This window comes from Vibrio sp. 10N.286.51.E5 (assembly GCF_041469125.1).
In the GTDB taxonomy this organism is placed as follows: Bacteria; Pseudomonadota; Gammaproteobacteria; order Enterobacterales; family Vibrionaceae; genus Vibrio; species Vibrio crassostreae_C.
The window spans coordinates 27,352-49,710 of the sequence record NZ_JBFRJZ010000073.1; the positions used below are offsets into that span (position 1 = coordinate 27,352).

Annotated in this window: 11 protein-coding genes; 8 read left to right on the forward strand and 3 right to left on the reverse strand. The window is 45.4% G+C overall.

Going from position 1 to position 22,359, the window contains the following annotated elements:
• Positions 1-90: 90 nt before the first annotated feature.
• From phnC to phnE (AB4161_RS20740), 3 genes are read left to right on the forward strand one after another with little or no spacing between them, the layout of a single operon-like run.
• Positions 91-909, forward strand: coding sequence for a phosphonate ABC transporter ATP-binding protein (gene phnC, locus AB4161_RS20730; RefSeq protein ID WP_102320520.1), 819 nt, complete (start codon positions 91-93; stop codon positions 907-909).
• Positions 906-1,760, forward strand: a complete 855-nt coding sequence (gene phnE / locus AB4161_RS20735; protein WP_052878558.1) for a phosphonate ABC transporter, permease protein PhnE — start codon at positions 906-908, stop codon at positions 1,758-1,760. The genes phnC and phnE (AB4161_RS20735) overlap by 4 nt, the downstream gene beginning before the upstream one ends.
• A gap of 10 nt (positions 1,761-1,770) precedes the next feature.
• The gene (phnE, locus tag AB4161_RS20740) at positions 1,771-2,601 is read left to right on the forward strand and encodes a phosphonate ABC transporter, permease protein PhnE (protein WP_372084148.1); all 831 of its coding nucleotides are present in this window, start codon (positions 1,771-1,773) and stop codon (positions 2,599-2,601) included.
• Positions 2,602-3,055: 454 nt separating this feature from the next.
• On the opposite strand, the gene AB4161_RS20745 is transcribed toward phnE (AB4161_RS20740), so the two are convergent.
• Both AB4161_RS20745 and AB4161_RS20750 read right to left on the reverse strand, forming a co-directional pair.
• Positions 3,056-5,209 (reverse strand): heparinase II/III family protein, encoded by a 2,154-nt coding sequence (locus AB4161_RS20745; RefSeq protein ID WP_372084149.1) that lies wholly within the window; start codon positions 5,207-5,209, stop codon positions 3,056-3,058.
• A 2-nt stretch (positions 5,210-5,211) separates the two neighbouring features.
• Positions 5,212-7,419, reverse strand: a complete 2,208-nt coding sequence (locus AB4161_RS20750; RefSeq protein WP_372084151.1) for a heparinase II/III family protein — start codon at positions 7,417-7,419, stop codon at positions 5,212-5,214.
• 333 nt (positions 7,420-7,752) lie between these two features.
• Between AB4161_RS20750 and AB4161_RS20755 the strand changes: the two genes are divergently transcribed.
• The 5 genes from AB4161_RS20755 (at position 7,753) to AB4161_RS20775 (ending at position 13,409) form a co-directional block, all read left to right on the forward strand.
• Positions 7,753-8,088: a cupin domain-containing protein gene (locus tag AB4161_RS20755; RefSeq protein WP_009846518.1), complete on the forward strand. Its 336-nt coding sequence runs from the start codon at positions 7,753-7,755 to the stop codon at positions 8,086-8,088.
• A gap of 34 nt (positions 8,089-8,122) precedes the next feature.
• Positions 8,123-9,055, forward strand: a complete 933-nt coding sequence (locus tag AB4161_RS20760; protein WP_017061485.1) for a sugar kinase — start codon at positions 8,123-8,125, stop codon at positions 9,053-9,055.
• A 73-nt stretch (positions 9,056-9,128) separates the two neighbouring features.
• Positions 9,129-9,755 carry a bifunctional 4-hydroxy-2-oxoglutarate aldolase/2-dehydro-3-deoxy-phosphogluconate aldolase gene (locus AB4161_RS20765; protein WP_017061486.1) on the forward strand — a complete coding sequence of 209 codons (627 nt, stop codon included), beginning with the start codon at positions 9,129-9,131 and terminating at the stop codon, positions 9,753-9,755.
• A gap of 859 nt (positions 9,756-10,614) precedes the next feature.
• On the forward strand, positions 10,615-12,381 hold the full coding sequence (locus tag AB4161_RS20770) for a sodium:solute symporter family protein (protein ID WP_017061487.1): 1,767 nt from the start codon (positions 10,615-10,617) through the stop codon (positions 12,379-12,381).
• A gap of 263 nt (positions 12,382-12,644) precedes the next feature.
• Positions 12,645-13,409, forward strand: coding sequence for a transporter substrate-binding domain-containing protein (locus AB4161_RS20775; RefSeq protein WP_372084153.1), 765 nt, complete (start codon positions 12,645-12,647; stop codon positions 13,407-13,409).
• A 75-nt stretch (positions 13,410-13,484) separates the two neighbouring features.
• On the opposite strand, the gene AB4161_RS20780 is transcribed toward AB4161_RS20775, so the two are convergent.
• A complete protein-coding gene (locus AB4161_RS20780) occupies positions 13,485-22,346 on the reverse strand; it encodes a cadherin-like domain-containing protein (protein WP_372084157.1) in 8,862 nt (2,953 codons plus the stop codon).
• Between the last annotated feature and the right edge of the window lie 13 nt (positions 22,347-22,359).

A 22,359-nucleotide genomic window follows, 5' to 3' on the forward strand; every position in this document is an offset into this window, starting at 1 on the left:
GTTCGCCTGCAGTTATTCACCACTCTTTCCGGTTTACTTTCCATGCCTGTCTCAGGCGAACTCTTAGTACACCGCTCTTATAGGAATTCTATGTCTACTCTTACCCTTAAAGGGCTTACCAAGCACTACTCCAGTTCTGATAAAGCCCTTACCAACGTTAGCTTGTCGGTCAATGCCGGTGAAGTAGTTGGTTTAATTGGTCCATCTGGTGCGGGTAAATCAACGCTTATCCGTTGTATTAATCGGCTCACCGAGCCCACCAGCGGCGAAGTGATCTTTTCCAATACCAATCTAGAGACGCTGTCTAAGCGACAACTGAGACAATCACGCCGTGAAATCGGGATGATTTTCCAAGAGTACGCGCTGATTGAGCGTTTGACGGTGATGGAAAACGTACTTTCAGGACGTTTGGGTTACGTAAATTTCTGGCAAAGCTTTACTCGTCGTTTCCCTGAATCAGATATCCAAGCCGCTTATGCACTACTCGACCGTGTTGGATTGTTAGAACACGCCAATAAAAGGGCCGATGCTCTGTCGGGTGGTCAGCGTCAACGTGTTGGTATTGCACGTGCACTTGCTCAGAAACCGAAATTACTGTTGATTGATGAACCAACGGCCGCACTTGATCCACGTACAGCGCGCCAAATCATGCGACTGATCAGTGAGATTTGTTCAGAGCAACAGCTCCCTGCCATCATCAATATTCACGATGTTCAATTAGCAAAGCAGTTTGTTGACCGTGTTGTCGGCTTAAATGCAGGTTGTGTCGTATTTGATGACAAACCAAACCTGCTCACTGAATATGTTTTAACGCAAATCTACGGTGAAGAAGACTGGAGTCAACAAGCAGAAGAAGAGGCCGATGACCTCATCATCACAAGCCCTCGCCTGTCCGAGGCGACAATATGACTCAACCATATCCAAATCAAGTTCAGCAGCATTTAAAGTCAGGAAAACAGAATTCCAAACAATACCCGACACAGTGGACAAAGCCGCCACTGATTTCTAGCCCATGGCTGCGCTGGAGCTTAATCATCATTGTCGCGGTTTACTTGTACCTTGCGACTCAGTCGGTACACGTCAACTGGACTCGAATTTACGAAGGCAGCGAACGCGGCTGGCAGTTCATTTTGGCTTTCATGAACCCAGATTTTGGTGGCCGTTGGAACAACATCTCACAAGGTTTGATTGAGAGTTTAACCATGACCCTCACATCGACCGTGGCGGGTGTCCTTCTTTCAATTCCATTCGGGTTAGGCGCAGCGAAAAACCTTGCCCCTACGCCTGTTTACTTGTTCTGTCGTGCATTTATTTCGGTTGCGCGTAGCTTACAAGAGATCATCGTTGCGATTCTGTGTGTGGCTCTGTTTGGCTTTGGTACGTTTGCGGGTTTTGTCACGCTGACCTTCGCCACCATCGGCTTTCTCGCGAAATTGTTTGCCGATGAAATTGAAGCCATTGACCCAGCACCTCTCACTGCAATGCGTGCAACTGGCGCAAGTTGGCTACAACAGGTGAACTACGCCATTCAAGCGCAGGTAATGCCACGCTTTATCGGGCTTTCGATGTACCGACTCGACATCAACTTTCGTGAATCTGCTGTGATTGGCATTGTTGGCGCAGGGGGCATCGGCGCAACATTGAACACTGCCATGGACCGTTATGAATACAGCGCAGCGGCCGCTATTCTCTTGATTATTATCGTGATCGTGATGTTGTGTGAATACCTATCGACCATCATCCGCAAGCATGTGCAGTAAGGAGCGACCAATGAGCACGCTAAATGACACCTCTACAAGCTCCATGAATCGTACCCAATGGCAGCGTTACGACAGTAAACAGAGCCTAATGCTTTGGATTGGCTGGCTTTGCTTTGTTGCCCTAACGGTTTTTGCATGGCAAGTCATGAACAAAGACACGATTTGGTACTTTGTGACTGACTCACCGAATCAACTTGCTGATATCTCGTCACGTATGTGGCCACCAAGATGGAGCTACTTAGAGTCTCTTTGGAGTCCGTTGTGGGACACCATTAACATCGCGACACTTGGCACACTGTTGGGGATAGTACTAGCGTTTCCAGTCGCGTTCTTAGCTGCACGTAATACAACGCCAAGCATGACGTTTATCAGACCTATCGCGCTGTTCATCATCGCGGCAAGTCGTTCAATTAACTCGTTAATTTGGGCATTGTTATTGGTAGCAATCATCGGCCCAGGCTTGTTGGCCGGTATCATTGCGATAGCGCTACGTTCAATTGGTTTTGTGGCGAAGTTAATGTATGAAGCGATTGAAGAAGTGAATGCAACACAGATGTCTGCAATCCAATCGACTGGAGCTTCTCCGCTGCAGGTATTGAACTACGGTATTCTTCCGCAAGTGATGCCAAGTTTCATCGGCACGAGCTTGTTCCGCTGGGATATCAATATTCGTGAGTCTACCGTCTTAGGTTTGGTGGGCGCTGGCGGTATCGGCTTAAAACTGCAAGAGTCGATGGCAATGCTGGCATGGCCTCAAGTGACTGTCATTTTCTGTGCGATTCTAGTGACGGTCATCTTCTCTGAATGGGTGGCAGCCAAAGCAAGAAAAGCCCTTATCTAAATACTAAAAACAACGTCAAATAGACGGTTAGCTAAGATCAAAGCCTACTCACTGAGTAGGCTTTTCGTTTGTTGAAACGTTCTATTCTGTTTCCTACACGCATAAAAAAACCGAGCAACTCGCAATGAGTTACTCGGTTTGACTTATTCCCGATGTATTCAGTCGTTGTTGGTATCAACGAACGATTTTGCAATCACGACTGAATTCAATGTGACGCTTCGTTCCCGCAAAGCACCACATCAACACAAGCCATCGTTAAATAACTTGCATGTGATACCAATCGTAGTAAATAACTGATCACCCTAGCTTGTTAAAAAGCTCGATAACTTCGTTAGAATTTTTGATTGTAGAATAACTACTTATCGAAAAATTCTGCCTTGTTCTCAAGCTTTTTTCCTGCGCTATTTCTGCTCACTTACTTACTTACTTACTTACTGTGATTAGTATTAATCATTTACAGTTGAGCAAATGATCCTTCCCACGAGTATGTCTCACCAGCAAACTCAACAGTGTGAGTTGCTTGCTGCTTATCTTCAGCTTGGTTTGAGATACCGTAGTGGTAAGTGTTACCAGAAGTAGTCTGAATGCGAACAACAGTCCCGACACTGTTATGGCCCACAACAGATACTGATTTAACCAGACCACGAGCGCCTACAGAAGCTTCGATAGACTCGTTAAAGTAACCATGCGTTTCTAGTACAGAAGCAAACACGTGGTTTTGACCAGACTGACGTAAGATGAACGCAGGCTCACTCTTAAGGTTGAAGTCTGGATCGTTAGCACCAGTGCGAGCAAAAATCACTTCGCTGCCCGCATTCGCGCTGGTTACTAGGCTGTAGTAGCTGCTGTCATGTAGCCAGCTTACTAGAGAACCTTCTTCGTTTACTTTACCTGAAGCAACGTTCCATAGATGTTGGTAACCGTTATCTTCACCTAGCGGCTTAAGCGTTTTTTCCATGTTGTAATCAAAGTCAGTACGGATGATCTGGCCAGAGTGGTGAGCTGGTAAGTCGTACTGGTGCTCAGCGTCAGCTTCGATGCGGTACACATCAATCACTAGCGGTTTTTCGAACTCAGGAAGTTCAGCAAGAATCACGCTGCGTTGCATGTCTACGCCAGTGTAGTACTCAGAAATGGTGCCGCTCATGCCTTGTAGAGACTGGTCGTCTGCTACGAAGAAGTGCTTCTGACCAAACTTAGACTCAGCCAGTGCTGTGTTGAAGTTGTTCTGCGTTTTCTGATCAACCGTTACTGTGTTGTGAGCAACCGTCTGCTTACAGTAAGACTTGTTCTCTGGGATGTAACGACCGCCAAACTTAGGCTCCACGTTTACCCAACGACCGAAGCCGTAATCGTGCAGCACTTCGTGGCCACGGTTGAATACGCTTAGGTGTAAGCCATCGTAGTGACCGTGGTCTAGCGCAGAGTGATACTGGTGGTCAGAACCGTGCTGACCAAACCAGATCAACGCCATTGTGTCGTCGCCTTTCTCATCACGGTGACGAAGAATGCTAACGCCGCCTTTCTCGCCTTCAGGGCCGTCGGTTACAAACAGGCTACCCCAGTTGAATGCTTTGATGTCGTCTGCTGAATCAACCGCGTCAGACAATGTTTTACCTGAAGCATGAACCCAAACGTTTTGTTGGTGGTTAGCCATACCAAGCAGAGTTTCAGTCTGCTCGTAACGGTGGTAACACACAGACGTCGCCATGATAACCCCTTCATCGTTGATAGAAATCGTCTTCGATGAATCGTTCAGAGCTGGCAATGTACCGTCTGGGAATGCAGTTTTGAATACTGAGTAAGACGTTGTCTTGATCACTGAATCGTTAAATTCGTAAATACCGATTTCTGGCTGACGACGTTCAATCGCTTCTGCGAACAGGTAGATTGGACGCAGAGAGAAACGGTGATAGTAAGGACCTTCCATGTAGTAGCCGTCTGGCGAGAACAGTTGGTCAAGTTGCGCTAGGAAACCGCCGCTTACTTTGTCCAATTTCAGGCCGTAAAGTGCTTTATCTACAGACTCTTGATCGTTGATCGCGTAACCACAGATACCTACCGCCGCCACTGCCCATAAGCCGTGGTTGTGTACGATATCGAAGTCGTGTGCGTAAGTAACAACGAACATTTCGATCATTTGCTTCAGAAGATCGTCTTCGATAAGACGCTTCTGCTCTTCAGAGATAGTGTGGTAAATGCAGCTGTACGCACAAGAAGCGTAAAGCATCCACATGTTCTCGTTCAACGTTTGGTGGAACAGCTTACCCGGAGGGTTAGTGTCACGACTTACGTTGCTTTCCAATGTTGGGTATACCGTCGCGTACGCAGTTAGCATATCAACGATGTAATCACGGTACTTTGTTTCCTCTGTGATCAGGAACAAACGACCCGCTAGATCCATATGGATGTAGTTTTGCTTGTGACGATTGTGCTCGTAACCGCCACCTTCACCGTGACCTGGTACTTCGATGCCAACTTCTGCCATGTACGCGTCAGTTTGTTTAATGTCACGAGTCAGTGCGTTACCTAAAAGGCTATCCTTGCCAAGTTCTTTACGAAGCTCTGCTGCTTCATCAAAGTTAAGTAAAAGTGGTTGATAGCTCATTATTATTTCCCCTGCTTTGCAGTGCTAAGTTCTTCTGAATTTGTTTCTTGTAAAGTTGTCTCTACTGAGTAGAAGCCTGTCCAGCTGTATACTTTACCGTTCAGTTCTACCTTGTGTTCAGTGTTGTCAGTCGCACCAAGTTGGTTGCTGATCATCACGGTCACATTTGATTTTTCTGTGCTGATTTCGACGACTGAACCTACATTTGTATGCGCGACAACCTTGATGTCTTTCACAACGCCGCGAGCATTGACTGATTGCTCGAACTCTTCGTTGAAGTAACCGTGCGTTTCAAGAACAGAAGCGAACAGTGTTGTTTCACCTTTGCTGCGTAGAATGAACGCAGGCTCAGAACGTAAGTTGAAGCTTGGGTCGTTAGCGCCAGTGCGAGTAAAGATAACTTCAGCATTGTCGTTAGACGTTGCACCTAGCCACGTGTAGTAGGTGTTGTTCTGTAGCCAGCTTACCAGTGCTGTGCCCTTCACTTCACCGCTTGCCACGTTCCATAGGTGTTGGTAACCGAAGTCTTCACCTAGCGTGTTCAGCTCTTTGTTTGCTTGGTATTCAAAGCTAGTGCGAACAATCTGACCTTGATATTGGTGTGAGTAGTCGTACTGATGCTCACCTTCACCGCCTTTCTCAGAATCTAAACGGTAAAGATCTAATAGTAGCGGAGATTCTAATTCTTCAAGGTTTAGCATGAACACGCTGCGTTGCATGTCAAAACCTTCGTAATGATCGTTAGCAAATGCGCTCATGCCATTGATTTGCTCGTCTTCTACTTTGAAGAAGTGTGGCAAGCCGTGTACTGCATCTGCACGTTCAACGTCAAAGTTGTTCTGACATTTTTCATCAATCGTTACTGCGTTATGTGCAATTGTTTGACGAGCGTAAGATTTGTTTTCGTCTAGGTAACGGCCGCCGAATTTAGGCTCAACGTTCACCCAACGACAGAAACCGTATTCACGCAGTACTTCTTGACCACGGTTGAAGAAAGAAATACCCAGCGTATCAAAGTTACCGTGACCCATGCCGTGTTGGCCGTAGTTCATAACAAGTTGAGAAACGTCGCCTTTCTTATCCTGCATACGGATAAAGCCTTGCGCGCCGTTGTGACCTTGAGGGCCTTCGTTCAATTCAACACTTGGCCAGAAAGGCATGCCGATTTCTTTCTCAGCAGACGCTGCTTCGTAGGCTTTAGATAGCTCAAGACCACATGGATGCATCCAAACTGCGTCTTGAATCTTCGCCATACCAAGAATGTTTTGGTCTACGCCGTTTTCAGAAGAGTAATGCTTGCTGTAAACACTTACTGCAACCTGAACACCCATGTCTGTAATACCCATAGTACGAGAAGCATCATTCAGAGCCGGGAACTCACCGTTCGGGTAAGCCGTCGCCAGCATCGCTTGTACTGTGTTACCAATCACGCCGCCTTTGTAGTTGTAGATATCCACTTCAGGCATATGACGGTGAATCACTTCAGCGAACACACACGTTGGACGAATCGCATAACGGTGGTAGTAAGGACCTTCCATGTAGTAGCCAGAAGGTGCAAACAGCTGAGAAACTTGCGCTAGGAAGCCGCCAGTGTCGTTACGGTCAATGCCGTACACCGACATTTCAAGGTATTCACGCTTGCCAAGAGCAAGACCACAAATACCGACAGCGGCTACTGCCCAAATACCGTGATTGTGAATTCGGTCGAAGTCGTGTGCGTATTTAACCGTGAACATTTCTAACATTGGTTCAAAAATGCGAGACTCAATATTGTCGCGTTGTTCTTGTGTCAGGGTTGAAGCAACACAAGAGTAAGCTAAGCTTGAGAACATTAACCAGCAGTGTTCGTTCAGGATTTGGTGGAACAAACGACCTGTAGGGTTAGTGTTTTTCTGTACGTGGTAATCAAACGTTAGGTATTTATCTGCGTACTCTTCTAGTAATTCTGTAACAAAGTCAGCGTACTTTTGCTCTTTAGTGATCAAGAACATGCGACCAGCTAGATTCATGTACGTGTAATTTTGCTTATGGCGGTTATGTTCGTAACCCCCAGCTTCACCATGACCTGGGACATCAATAGGTAAACGCATGAATGCTTCTAGATCTTTCGCGTTCGCTGCAATGGTTTTGCCCATTAAGCTAGAACGGCCCACTTCAAGATGAAGCTGCTCGATTTCTGCTTCAGTCAACAATACTGGTTTAGTCGTCATATTCTTTGTCACCCTCAATAAAGAGTTTATCTGCTTAAACTTTGATTAAATTTTCAAACTCCATATAAAGTAATACAATATGAGCTTTAATTATACCTATTCGTCGCTAAATGATGAGTAGAGTCACATAATTAGCCATAAGTCATTGATGTAGCTGGCTAATGGTAAATATTAGCCATTTATTAAGTTGTTGATTTATTTACGCTATATAAAGAATCGCTTGATCAATATCACACAAATTTAGATATATTGTATTACAATTAGGCTCATTCCCTTATGATGGATACAAGTTAAGTAACACTTAAAAGATTTAAACAGATTAGGAGATACACAATGAACTCTTTCTTTATCCTAGATGAAAACCCATGGGAAGAACTTGGTGGCGGCATTAAGCGTAAAATCGTTGCTTACACTGACGATCTAATGGCAGTACACCTATGTTTTGATAAGGGCGCGATTGGCCACCCTCATACTCACGAAATCCATGACCAAATCGGTTACGTAGTTCGTGGTAGCTTCGAAGCTGAGATTGAAGGCGAAAAGAAAGTCCTTAAAGAAGGCGATGCTTACTTCGCTCGTAAACACATGATGCACGGTGCAGTTGCACTAGAGCAAGACAGCATCCTTCTTGATATCTTCAACCCTGCGCGTGAAGATTTCCTAAAATAATAAACAGCGCAACCTCAGTTGCTAAGGTAAGCATATGAAATCATTAAACATCGCGGTCATTGGCGAGTGCATGGTTGAGCTACAAAAGAAACAAGACGGGCTTAAGCAAAGTTTCGGTGGCGATACACTAAATACTGCACTTTACTTGTCTCGCTTAACAAAAGAGCAAGATATCAACACGAGCTATGTAACAGCGCTAGGCACTGACCCATTCAGTACCGACATGTTAGAAAAGTGGCAAGCGGAAGGTATCGACACTAGCTTAATTGCTCAGCTTGATCACAAACAACCAGGGCTTTACTACATCGAGACCGATGAAACTGGTGAACGCAGTTTCCACTACTGGCGTAATGATGCTGCAGCAAAGTTCATGTTTGACCAGGAAGACACGCCTGCTCTACTTGATAAGTTATTCTCTTTTGATGCGGTTTACCTAAGTGGTATTACGCTTGCTATCTTGACAGAGAATGGACGCACGCAGCTATTCAACTTCTTAGACAAATTTAAAGCGCAAGGCGGGCAAGTATTCTTCGACAATAACTTCCGTCCAAAACTTTGGGAAAGTCAACAAGAAGCGATTTCTTGGTACTTGAAGATGCTTAAGTACACTGACACGGCTCTACTGACGTTCGATGACGAGCAAGAGTTGTACGGCGACGAAAGCATTGAACAGTGTATTGCACGTACGTCTGAATCTGGTGTGAAAGAGATCATCATTAAACGTGGTGCTAAAGACTGCTTAGTAGTTGAAAGCCAAAGCGCTCAGTACGTTGCTCCAAACCCAGTAGACAACATTGTTGATACTACAGCGGCTGGCGACTCGTTCAGCGCGGGCTTCCTAGCTAAGCGCTTAAGCGGTGGCAATGCACGTGATGCAGCGTTAGCAGGTCATATTGTGGCAGGGACTGTGATTCAGCATCCAGGTGCTATCATTCCTCTAGAAGCGACGCCTGATCTGTCTCTATAATTACGCACTTTAACTATTAATCAAGGGTTTGCTTAGTTGAAAGCAAGCCCACATTTAACGTGAGAAAGAATTCATGACTACATTAAATGAACAACTAGCAAACCTAAAAGTAATTCCTGTAATCGCTATCAACCGTGCTGAAGACGCTATCCCTCTAGGTAAAGCACTTGTTGAAAACGGCATGCCATGTGCAGAAATCACGCTACGTACAGAATGTGCAATCGAAGCGATTCGCATCATGCGTAAAGAATTCCCAGACATGTTAATTGGTTCAGGTACTGTACTGACTAACGAGCAAGTTGACGCATCTATTGAAGCTGGCGTTGATTTCATCGTAAGCCCAGGTTTCAACCCGCGCACTGTTCAATACTGTATCGATAAAGGCGTTGCAATCGTACCGGGTGTTAACAACCCAAGCCTAGTGGAACAAGCAATGGAAATGGGCCTTCGCACATTGAAGTTCTTCCCTGCTGAGCCTTCTGGCGGTACTGGCATGCTTAAAGCACTAACAGCGGTTTACCCTGTTAAATTTATGCCTACTGGTGGTGTAAGCTTGAAGAATGTAGATGAATACCTATCGATCCCTTCTGTACTTGCGTGTGGCGGTACTTGGATGGTTCCAACTAACCTTATCGACGAAGGTAAGTGGGAAGAACTAGGCAAGCTGGTTCGTGACGCAGTTGATCACGTTAACGCTTAATCTATTTTAGATTGAGTGATGAAGCCTCACCTCGGTGGGGCTTTTTGTTATCTGGCGTTTATTGCGCTGACTAACCGTAAAACACGCTCAATCAACATTATGTTTCCCCCACACCTTATCGCCTTTCTCTCTATGGGCTCGTCCAGCTCCGCGACTAAGACAGGCAATAACAAGTAATGTAAGCTTTCAATCGACTCCAGCACGCATCTAACGAAGCGTTACTGGTGCCCCCTATCGCCTATCCAGCTTCTTATCCAGCCCCTTACCCAGCAATGTTCCTTTTCGATACGTCATCAAGCATCTCTCATGGCATGCACTGAAGACCACAATAGACAAAGTGCACCGCAAAATGTGTCCCGTCATCGAGTTTAACGCCCACTCAGCGACAAAAATTCCAAATACGCACCTCTATGGCACAAAAAACAAACAAATAGCATAGAAAGGCTTCATGGCCGCAGATAAACAGAAAATAGCGAAGTGAAAACAATGAGCTACACTTGAAATCTCAATACAAAAATTTTCAGTATAGGGTTCCAAATTAACGTGAATGTCGTCGCACAACACACCAATTTGTAGCACATTTGTTACGGTTATAATTAAAATCTTATAGATACGGTAAAGTAAGCGCTTTTGTTTATATTGTAATACATATAAACATTTAACCCTCAATTTATTTTAGATCTCAAACAAAATACACTCACATTTAAATTCAATTAAAACAAATACTTATACAACCACGTGTTAGAGGCCGAAAAATCAATGCGACCTAGATCATACTAAAGACATATTGTAGTACAAATAAACCTTGGAACGCGTTAATCTAAGCCCAGTTAATTATGATATTTAAAAGGCTGAAAAGATGACTATTGATACTTTTGTTGTTCTCGCCTACTTCTTCTTTTTAATCGCGATTGGTTGGATGTTCCGTAAGTTCACCACCTCTACAAGTGATTACTTCAGAGGGGGCGGCAAAATGTTGTGGTGGATGGTTGGTGCAACTGCCTTCATGACACAGTTTTCAGCATGGACGTTTACAGGTGCCGCAGGACGCGCGTTCAATGACGGTTTCGTTATTGTAATCCTATTCTTAGCCAATGCTTTTGGCTACTTCATGAACTATATGTACTTCGCTCCAAAGTTCCGCCAACTTCGTGTGGTAACGGCGATCGAAGCTATTCGTCAGCGCTTTGGTAAAACGTCTGAACAGTTCTTCACATGGGCAGGTATGCCGGATAGCCTTATCTCTGCAGGTATCTGGTTAAACGGTCTAGCTATCTTTGTAGCAGCGGTATTCAATATCCCAATGGAAGCTACCATTGTGGTAACGGGTATGGTTCTAGTATTGATGGCAGTAACGGGCGGCTCTTGGGCGGTTGTTGCTTCTGACTTCATGCAAATGCTTGTAATCATGGCCGTGACAATCACTTGTGCGGTAGCAGCTTACTTCCACGGTGGCGGCTTAACTAACATTGTTGCTAACTTCGACGGCGACTTCATGTTAGGTAACAACCTAAACTACATGAGCATCTTCATCCTTTGGGTTGTATTCATCTTCGTGAAGCAGTTCGGTGTAATGAACAACAGCATCAACGCATACCGTTACCTATGTGCAAAAGACAGTGAAAACGCACGTAAAGCGGCAGGCCTAGCATGTATCCTTATGGTTGTTGGTCCACTAATTTGGTTCCTACCACCTTGGTACGTTAGTGCATTCATGCCTGAGTTCGCTGAGCAATACACATCAATGGGCGACAAAGCCGGTGATGCTGCTTACCTAGCATTCGTACAAAACGTAATGCCAGCAGGTATGGTTGGTCTTCTTATGTCAGCAATGTTCGCTGCAACGATGTCTTCTATGGATTCAGGTTTGAACCGTAACGCTGGTATCTTTGTAATGAACTTCTACAGCCCGATTCTTCGTAAAAATGCGACTCAGAAAGAGCTGGTTATTGTAAGTAAGATAACGACTATCATGATGGGTATTTTCATCATTGCGATTGGTCTATTCATTAACTCTCTGCGTCACTTAAGCTTGTTCGATATCGTAATGAACGTAGGTGCGTTGATTGGCTTCCCAATGCTTATCCCTGTCCTACTAGGTATGTGGATTCGTAAGACACCTGACTGGGCTGGTTGGTCTACTCTAGTGGTTGGTGGTTTCGTTTCTTACATCTTCGGTATCTCTCTGCAAGCAGAAGACATCGAGAACCTATTTGGTCTAGAAACAGCGCTTACAGGCCGTGAATGGAGCGACTTGAAAGTAGGTCTTAGCTTAGCTGCTCACGTAGTGTTCACAGGTGGTTACTTCATCATGACTTCTCGCTTCTACAAAGGCCTATCGCCAGAGCGTGAGAAAGAAGTTGACCAACTATTCACTAACTGGAACACGCCGCTTGTAGCGGAAGGTGAAGAGCAACAAAACCTAGATACTAAACAGCGTTCAATGCTTGGTAAGCTTATCAGCACAGCCGGTTTCGGTATCCTAGCAATGGCTCTGATTCCAAACGAACCAACAGGACGCTTATTGTTCCTACTATGTGGTTCGATGGTACTAACCGTTGGTATCCTGCTGGTTAACGCATCTAAAGCTCCGGCTAAGATGAACAACGAGTCAGTTGCCAAATAGCTAAACAGCTAAACAGCTAAATAAGCAGCTAACAAGTTAAACCAAAATGAAGCCCATGTTATTCGATAACATGGGCTTTTTGTTTGTCTTCGGTTTATCAAAATAGAATATGAAACGCATCTCGATTAATGCGCATAAAGCGTAGAAATACCTATCTCCTGCCCTCGTTTTATCTTCTTTTCCAACCTTTCCAATGGTTTGATCTCTTTCTCTGATTGTTTCTGTTACTTTGAATGACAACACAAACACAACAGACAATTACAATGAAAAAAACATCACTATTACTTGCCTCCATTGCTCTGGCACTTTCTGGTGTCGCACAAGCTGACCAGCTAGAAGACATTCAAAAATCAGGCACTTTGCGTGTGGGCACTACTGGCGACTACAAGCCTTTCTCTTACTTCGATGGTAAAAGCTACTCTGGCTACGATATCGATGTTGCACAGCACATCGCGGAACAATTAGGCGTTGAATTGAAGATTGTTCGTACCACATGGAAAGATCTACTGACCGACCTAGACGACGATAAGTACGACATCGCGATGGGCGGCATTACGCGTAAAATGCAGCGTCAGTTAAACGCGGAACAAACTCAAGGCTACATGACCTTTGGTAAGTGTTTCTTGGTTGCGAAAGGCACCGCAGAACAGTACGACAGCATTGAGAAAGTGAACCACTCTTCTGTTCGTGTGGGCGTGAACATTGGCGGCACTAACGAGATCTTTGCCGACGGGAACTTGCAGAACGCAAGCTTCACACGCTACGAGAACAACCTCGACGTACCAAAAGCAGTAGCGGAAGGCAAAGTTGATGTGATGGTGACAGAAACCCCTGAAGGTCTGTTCTATCAGGTAACTGACGAACGTCTTGAAGCGGCCCGCTGCGAAACCCCGTTCACCAACAGTCAGTTCGGCTACCTGATTCCTAAAGGTGAACAACGTTTGTTGAACACGGTGAACTTCATTATGGATGAGATGAAATTGAAAGGTGTTGAAGAAGAGTTCCTGATCCACAACTCCCTTAAGTAACTCTTTTCAATTTATACCGTAACAAAAAAGAGGCCAGCAATGCTGGCCTCTTTCGTTATGGTTCAATGGTTCGCTTTAACCGTGAGTTATCACATTCTGCTGTACCAATGCATCCAGAATGTCCGAAGGCATGGTGCTACTTAAGGTTAGCTGTGGCGCAAGGTCTTCAACCACAATCACCTGTTCCGTAGTACCTAAGCCATCCGGGTTGATCGTAAGCTCAATATCATCCCCGTCCACTTTCGCGTCTATTTGTTGTAGCAACGCGGTCATGTCTGGAGATGTATTTTTAAGCTCCGGCAACACTTCTCTCAAGTCAATGCTGTCCCCTTCCGACAAATCAAAGTCGGTAATCGTATCTTCAACACCATCTTCGATGTTAAGCCATACGAACGAGTCCATACCATCACCACCAGTCAGAATGTCTGAGCCTCCGCCGCCAATCAGGGTGTCGTTACCGTCACCGCCAACAAGCGTATCGTCACCTGCGCCACCTTCAAGTCGATCATTCCCTGAACCACCCGTTAAGTCAGTCGCATTAGCACCAGCCAGTAACTGAACATCATCGGTTTCCGAAGCCAAGTTAATATCAACTGCGTTAGACACAATGTTCAAGTTAAGGTCAATCGATGCAGAGGTTGCTGTATCGTTGTTGTCAGTCTCTTCAGAAACCGCCTCGACTTTCAGTGTGTAGTTACCCGGAGTTTGAGAAAGCCCAACCGCTTGCAAGCTTTCAATTGCATCTGCCGTTGCTACCCAAACACCACCGCCAAGATCCGTCACAGAACCCGCAGCACTGGTGATTTGAGCGCCAGCAGGTACATCACTGATATGCAGCGTTAGCTCTTCTGTAATGTCCGTTAAGGCTGCGATAATCCCAACTAAAGGAATGCCACTCGCACTCACAGACTGACTCGCAGTAATGTTTCTCACGTAGTTAGTCGCACTATCGATAGACAGGGTTGGTGCATTCGCCACTGGCGTCACCGCGATGTTGTAAACCACAGGTGCTGTCTCTATCGCAATACCTGAAGGGTTGCCGCTGTCTTTGGCAACAACTTCTAATCCAATGCTATTGGTTGGAGACAGGCTCGCATCAAGGAAAACACCATTTGGACTGGTTGGCGTATCAATCAACGCATTCAGGTCACTCAATGTCCCCACTAAGATGACTGAACCCGTGTTGTTGCCGTTAACAACAACCGTCGTCACTGCTGGAAGTGATACATTCAATGTACCGTAATCCACCGTCAGCGTGACGGTCATCAGATCATCAGAAAATGTATCTACATAATCAGGGTCACTGACATTGATACCACTCAACAGTTGACCAGCATCCTCGTCAATAACCGTAGTGACACTGTCACTATTAACGACCGGTGTATCGTTCACTCCATCGACAATCGCGGTGATCTCCGCTGTATCCGTTAGGAAGTCATTAGCGCCGTTGGTTGTACCATCATCCTCTACGGTATAGGTAAACTTAACGTTGCCGTTGTATTCATCAGCTGCCGTAAATACCCAGTATGGGCCAGTGATCGTAGCATCATCAGCACCACCTACGTTCTCGAAGCGTTGTAGTTGACCTTGGCCTTCATCGAGCGCCAGATTAGTCACGGTAATCGTGTCGTTTTCCGGATCGCTCGTCGCAGCAATTAAATCGCCCTCTTTGATGATCAACTGACCTTCTTCAAGGATGTTGCCTAAGTCGATGTCCGTTGCTACAGGAGCGTCATTCACTTCCGTTACTTCAAGACTAATTTCAGCACTGTCGGTTAGGAAGTCATCCGCGCCATTAGTTGTACCGTCATCAGTAATTGAGTAATTGAATTTAACGTCACCGTTAAAGTCGTTGTCCGCTACAAATAGCCAGAATGGTCCGGTAATCGCCGCGTCATCGGCGCCACCTGCATTTTCAAAGCGGGTTAGTTGGCCTTGTCCCTGAGTCAGAGTTACACCAGTTACTGTTAAGTTGTGGTTTTCTGGGTCAGAGCTTGCTGCAATTAAATCCCCTTCAACAATGACGATTTGACCATCTTCTGCAATCGAACCTAAATCAACGTCTGTCGCGACAGGTGCATCATTCACTTCCGTTACGATGAGGCTAATTTCAGCGCTATCGGTCAAGAAATCATCCACACCATTGGTTGTGCCATCATCGATAATGGAATAGTTGAATTTCACATCACCGTTGAAATCATTATCTGCAACGAACAGCCAGAATGGTCCGGTAATCGCCGCGTTATCGGCGCCACCTGCGTTTTCAAAGCGCGTTAATTGGCCTTGTCCTTGAGTCAGGGTTACACCCGTAACCGTCAGGTTATGGTTTTCAATGTCAGAACTTACTGAAATCAAGTCTCCTTCCACAATCACTATTTGACCATCTTCAGCAATCGAACCTAAATCAACATCAGTTGCCACAGGAGCGTCATTCACTTCCGTTACTTTAATGGTGAAAGTAGTTTGGTTGGTCTGTGCTGTATTCGGATCACCCGCATCAATCAAGCCATTATTACCGCCGTCATCGAGTGTTGCATTAATCGTGACTAAACCACTCTGGTTGAGATAGTTCTGGTCTGGGTCTGGTTTGAAAGTCACGGCTCCATTAGTCAATGCGGTATTGATGTCGGCTTCTTTACCGGTAATCATCAATGAGCCACCAGGTTGCAATACAAACGTCACGTCAGGTGAGCTCGTAAACTCAAACACACCTTGCGCTCCCGGAAGTGTTTGATCGACTTGCAACGTAAGAACATACGGAGCGTCTGGATTATCAAAGTTAGCATCAACGTCGTAGATACTAAAGTTGTCGATAGCAACACTAATGTCTTCCGATGTTTCAATATTCGTTACGTTCACAAAGATCGGTTGATCGTTAATAGGATCAATCACCAGATCAACATCGAAGCTGGTTGGCGTCCCCAAATATTCGGTGTTATCAGCGTCAGTATCCACAGAGCGAACGGTAATCTGCAGCGGGCCATTAATGCCTAATACATTACCCGTATCGCTATTGTGTTCACCTGAATTGAATACGATCTTATCGAGCGACTGTGCAGGAACATCAAGTGTCCAAAGCTGCGTAACTGGATCATAACTAGCCAAGGTTGTGCCGTCTGGATAATAGATAGAGGCATCTTGAGGAACGCCCGCAACTTCTACTCGAAGTGTCTCTGGTGCATTCTCGGTATAAGTGCCGTTGCCCGTTGCAGATAGCTCTTTATCCAAAATCGTCGCATTGATTTCGATATCAATGTTTTGACCTTCGTTACCTGTCACAGAATCTGTTGGATTAGTATCAACATCATCACCCACAGGTACCACATGCAGCTTAAAGCTTGGCAGATTTGATGCTGCAGTAGGCACACCCAACAAAGATTCTTGAGTAAATACGGCAACACCAAATTCAGCCGTACCACTGAAGTCCTTAGGCGGTAAAATCGAAATCTCACTCAAGTCGAACGATAACCCTGATGCTTGAGGTAGTTGAACACTCCACTCACCACCACCATTATTCTTCACCGTGTATGCCGAACCAGCATCTGCACGCATCTGGAAGCCATCAGGTACATCTGTAAACTTAATCGACACAAACTGTTCTGAGCCATCAAGGTCAGTCAGTGCAATCGATACAGGCCCTGTGCCCGACAAAGAAATCAGCTGGTCCTCAGTACCCGTAATCTCGATAACATCAGGATCGCTACCCGGGCCAGTGACAGACACGTCATCCACCACAGGAACGACTTCAAAACTGACATTGGTAGAGAAAGTATCGGTATCAGTCGCGCTGCCAGTTGGCGAAGCTGCATCATTGTATGTAGCAGTATCGGTAATCGTCCCGCTGACATTCACTTGCACCTGATTTACGTCATTATCTGTTGGGTAATTTAACGCCGGTCGGAATAGTACATTATCCAACGCGCCTGCATTAATCTCAGCTTCATTAAAGGTCACCGATGTGCCAAGCGATACCCCTGCGCTGGTATAGAAAGCCCCAACACTCGTGTCATTTAACGTCAGTGTGATAGAGGTGAATTTTTCGTCACCACCTTCAACTCCGCTTACTTGGTCATCAATGGTCGAGCTGAAATCAAGTTGGATATAGGTATCTTCGTAGCCGACTGGATCTTGCCCTGCTTGACCGTCGGTATCGACAGGGTTAAACGAATCGTCAAGCGAACCAACGACAGTAACGTCAATATCTGGGTTACCTTCAACATCAGGAGCAACTTTAATGACTACTTCTGTCACTAGAGTTTTCTCATCCCCCGACAATACGTCTTTAGTTACTATCGTCAACGGCAACCTAAAGTCGCCGGAGTAGTCGGCTGGTAAGTTAAGCAGTAGTCCAGAGAGGTCGGTCGAGACCCCTTGATCGACGGTAGTCTGGAATACATATTTGCCATTAACAAAGTCTAGGTCGCTGCTTCCCGATAAACTAATTGGGAAGGTGACTTCGTTCACCGCTCCTGGATTAATGGTCACACTGTCATCAATAATGATGGTCACTTGATCAGTTGAGTCATCTTCGCCCGAGAAAGTAATTAAACCATTCAATGCCGTACCTAGATCTAACTGGGTGTCCTCAATCGCATCAACAACACTGTCTGGTGTTATATCAATATCGGCTGCAACCTTAGTACTCCCAACCACCACTTGAGGGAATGACAGAGTGACTTCTCCGTCCCTACGAGCGGCCGTAGATGACTCAACCTCAGCACCATCACCTCGGTCTATCACCGTACTAAAGATGTCCATCTTGATGTCATTGAACCCTCCAGCCCCGCTGTTTCCTGAAGGAAGAACAAGGCCGTTCGGTGCACTTATGCTAAATATGTCTTCATTCGTTACAACCCAGCGCCCATTGCCTTCATAAGCAGCGCCAATAACGAGCAGTTGATTGAGTACAGCATCTGATAGAGCCGAGTCGTCCACATTTGTTAATTGAATAACTAACTGATCCACTTCTTCGATAACGGACGAAGCATCTGTTTCTTGATATCGAATGACGAACTCATCCGTAACCGATGTATTATCGCTATTGGTAGTGAACTTAAGCACGCCAGTGTTTGCATCAGCAACTACGGTTGCTAGTGCTCCAGTACCCAGCACATCATCGACGATAAGCTTGTTGCTCGCATCTTCAGGCTCAACCACAGGTCGCACTTGAACGTTAATGATTCCGGTTATATCTGGATCGGCTTCGACATAACCACCATCTTCATCCTCTAAGCCGCTAGGCGTATACTCATGATCTCGCTCTTCCATTTTAAGTTCGGTGGTCAACGTAAAATCTGCACTAGAATCAGCCGGGGGCGTCATTTGAATGAAGTTATTCGCTAATGCAATTTGAGTAAATTGCTCCGGTGTTTGACTAGCGTCTTTAGGAGTAATAGTTAACGTACCTGCACCATCATTTACAACAGTAACATCACCATTTACGGTAGGTGTGACACCCGATGGAATACCGGAAATCGTAATCGAAGTGAAATGCTCATCAGAATCAATATAGTCTGCACCTTCGGGGTGCCAATCAATGTTGATAGCCGCATCTTCATCACCGTTAGTCGTATTGACATAAGTTGCTGATGTGTCGATTCTAGGTATAACAAGCACGCGCACTTCTTGGTCAAACGTAAGCGTATGACCGTCATTCTCAGTCACGATCACTTTACCCTGAATATGAATATTCTCAGTTGAAGAATCGACAGGTCTGATGCGAATTCCTGAGGTTTTACCTGCGTCAGTGATGTTAGCTTCGTAGATAGGTTTAGACAGATCAGGGCTACCACCCGGACCGGTTTCATAACCAACAAAATTAAGGTCAATCACTGTACCATCGCCATCTTCGAGGATGACCCCGTCAGGGATACCCGAAAGGATTACAGTGATTGCTTCAGACCCATCTCCTGTTAAAGGAGAATCCGCGAGATCATCAGGTTTACGTTCACCAGACAACACCGTGAAATCAAGCTCGGCATAGTTGTCTCCATTCTGGCTCTCTTGGATCGTGGTTTGAACACCAGATGTTGTGCCATCGGTGATTGCTGTCCAAGCCGTACCGTTTGTACCGCCATAAGGAATATCTGCAACACCTTTAACCTCAACGTTAACCGTTTTAGTTCCTAGGATTTCTTCATCAACTTGCGCCCCTGTAGATAGGTTCGCGGTATCTTTAACCACACCGGTTACGTCAAAGGTAAAATCAACATTGCTGTGTTTAGTCGGAGTAACTTCAATTTTCGCTAAGTCAGCATAAGCAATCTCTTGGTAAACGATGCCATTGATAGTCACTGTGTTGATGGTTACATTGCTATCAGTACTACTAAGCACCGCGCCTTCAGTAATATTGTTAATACGAACGAAGAGTTCTTCAGATCCATCAGTATCAACGGATCCCGTCATGGTGATAACTTCGTCTAACGTGAATGCGTCCTTATTATCAAGAGGACCTAGATAATCAGGATCATCAATGTTGTCTTCGTTGATCCTAATGCGACTCACACTGAGTTTTCCAGGGTCGGCGTCAGCAGTCACATCGATAATGATGTTTTGCTCTACAGAGCGAGCGGTCGTTTTGTCTACCCCACCGTTGGCTGAATCATCATATGGGTTGCGTGTTTCTTCCGTAATTGCCGTTGCTTTGAACTCAATTTGTCCAGAGAAGTTGTCGATTGGGTTAACTTCAGTGCTATTGATATCTGCAGATGCGATGACATAAACACCATTAACGGGCGTTAACAGGTTGCCATTTTGATCCAACAGCTCAAACTTCCCATCACCCTGAATCGCCTCAAGTTCATAAGTAATGGTTTCAGTACGGCTGTTATCTTGAGACTCTGCGTTCAGCTGCAGCGTCACATTGTCCTCATCTTCATTCACTTGATATTGATAAGTGCTATTCGCATCATCCCAAGTCGCAATGTCGGCAACCGCTTCAATTTCAATTCTAAAGTTTGAGTTTACGGTATGGTCTAGTGAACCATTATTATCAATTTCGAGCTCATAATTGATTCGAACCCCATTTTCACCAGAACCAAAATTCTGGTCTGGGACAAAGAACAAGTTGTCGATTGTCGCGATGGTGTCTAATGGTTGATTCGTACTTGGAGCAAAGCTCTGCTGCATTTCAGGAGGACCAAACAAGATATCACCGTTTGGTTCTGCCACTAGTTTGTGATAGTCCACGCCATCAAAGTAATAGAACGTCCCTCTGTGATTGCTACTCTGGATCGTCAGTTGGCCGATGGACTCGTTGTTATCTTGGTCCTTCAGGTTAACCTGTAACGCAACTTGTGCAGGGGCATCAGGCAACCCACTTTGATTATCTTGGGTATTCTCTAAGTTTGGAGCATCGCCCGTTGCGTAAGGGATTGTAGAGTCTCTACCCGCATCCTCAAACGTAGTCACCTTGAGCGAGATTGCTGAAGACTCTTCATCCGTAATCGTGATGTTCAAAGGCGTAGATGACGTATCCAAATCACTGTCTGTCGCAATCACATTGATCGAGAAGTCGATGGAGTCACCATCATGATCGAGATAATTGGTAGCTCTAAATTCTATTTCGCCATTTGAGTTGATACGCAAAGTACCCAGCTGCCTTTCCTGAGTACCACCATTGCCATCATCGGTCTGCTCATAAACACGGATAGTTCGACGTCCACTTTGAACATTCAAGCCATCGCTAAAGCCTGTATTGTTACCTCGTTGAAAAACAATATCAGCCCCGTTACTTGAGATACCTTCAATTCGACTCAGTACCGCGCCATCAGCCCCCACATCGGTCGCATTGGCAAACATATCGACTTTAGAACCATTGTAATTCTGACCTTCAATACGAGTGATAGACTGAGTTGTCACTAACGGAACATCATCGGTTACTGTGATTTTCAGATCGATTGCGTTTGATTGGTCTTGGTCAAAATCTTCAGCAATGATTGAAAAATCAAGTTCGATGTTGTTTTCATCGGCACCATCAGGGTGCTTGAGAGGTTTAAACAGTTCAAACTGATAGCTGTTGTTTGACGTATCAAAAATAATCTCGAAAACAGGCACTTGACCTGTGCCTGTCTGAGCAACGTAAGTAAACGTACTGCCAGATACAGAAACAGGTAACCATTCTAAGCTTTCTCCATCGGAGGTTAAGCCAGTCAGAACCAAATCTTCATCAACCAGTTCATACTTAACAACGCCATCGGCACCTTCATCGACCGAGAACAGTCCATTAATAATGGTGTCTTCAGATTGATCGGAACCAATACCAGTAAGATCGTCTTCATCGACAACCGTTTCACCGGTTGGCGCACTCATTACTGGCGCATCGTCTAGCACCTCGATTGGCAATACATATTGGTTAGAATCATCACCATCACCATCAACAGCAACAACATCAAACGGTATTGTTAGTGTATCGAGGTTGCTCGGTGTCGTGGCGTGATTGAGAGGTCCAAGCAAGGTAAACGTGTAAGCACCGTCATCAGTCAGCACTAATGTGAAAATTGGCGTTCCGCCTGGGTCAGTTGCACCTTGGTAGGTGGTCGTGTTAGCAGCACCTGTGATCTCGGTGATCTTAATACCTTCATTGCCAGACGATAGCGTCGCTTCTAGAGTTGAGATATTGCGTAGTTCGTAAACCTCAACTTTGTCTGCACCTTCAGTCGTAACAAATGCACCTGTCGCCTGAGCGACAACAGAACCTAAATCGTCTTCATCAACGACAAATGTACTCGCAACCGTCGTATCAGTGATCGTTGGCGCATCATCGAGCACCTCAATTGGCAATACATATTGGTTAGAATCATCGCCATCACCATCAACAGCAACAACATCAAACGGTATTGTTAATGTATCGAGGTTATTTGGTGTCGTAGCGTGATTGAGAGGGCCAAGCAAGGTAAACGTATAAGCACCGTCATCAGTCAGTACTAGTGTAAAAATTGGCGTTCCACCT

Bases quoted from the DNA above. Each gene is read 5' to 3' on its own strand.
- AB4161_RS20775 (WP_372084153.1), top strand. From the start codon at position 12,645: ATGAAAAAAACATCACTATTACTTGCCTCCATTGCTCTGGCACTTTCT.
- AB4161_RS20745 (WP_372084149.1), bottom strand. From the start codon at position 5,209: ATGAGCTATCAACCACTTTTACTTAACTTTGATGAAGCAGCAGAGCTT.
- AB4161_RS20765 (WP_017061486.1), top strand. From the start codon at position 9,129: ATGACTACATTAAATGAACAACTAGCAAACCTAAAAGTAATTCCTGTA.
- phnE (WP_372084148.1), top strand. From the start codon at position 1,771: ATGAGCACGCTAAATGACACCTCTACAAGCTCCATGAATCGTACCCAA.
- AB4161_RS20755 (WP_009846518.1), top strand. From the start codon at position 7,753: ATGAACTCTTTCTTTATCCTAGATGAAAACCCATGGGAAGAACTTGGT.
- AB4161_RS20760 (WP_017061485.1), top strand. From the start codon at position 8,123: ATGAAATCATTAAACATCGCGGTCATTGGCGAGTGCATGGTTGAGCTA.
- phnC (WP_102320520.1), top strand. From the start codon at position 91: ATGTCTACTCTTACCCTTAAAGGGCTTACCAAGCACTACTCCAGTTCT.
- AB4161_RS20770 (WP_017061487.1), top strand. From the start codon at position 10,615: ATGACTATTGATACTTTTGTTGTTCTCGCCTACTTCTTCTTTTTAATC.
- AB4161_RS20750 (WP_372084151.1), bottom strand. From the start codon at position 7,419: ATGACGACTAAACCAGTATTGTTGACTGAAGCAGAAATCGAGCAGCTT.
- phnE (WP_052878558.1), top strand. From the start codon at position 906: ATGACTCAACCATATCCAAATCAAGTTCAGCAGCATTTAAAGTCAGGA.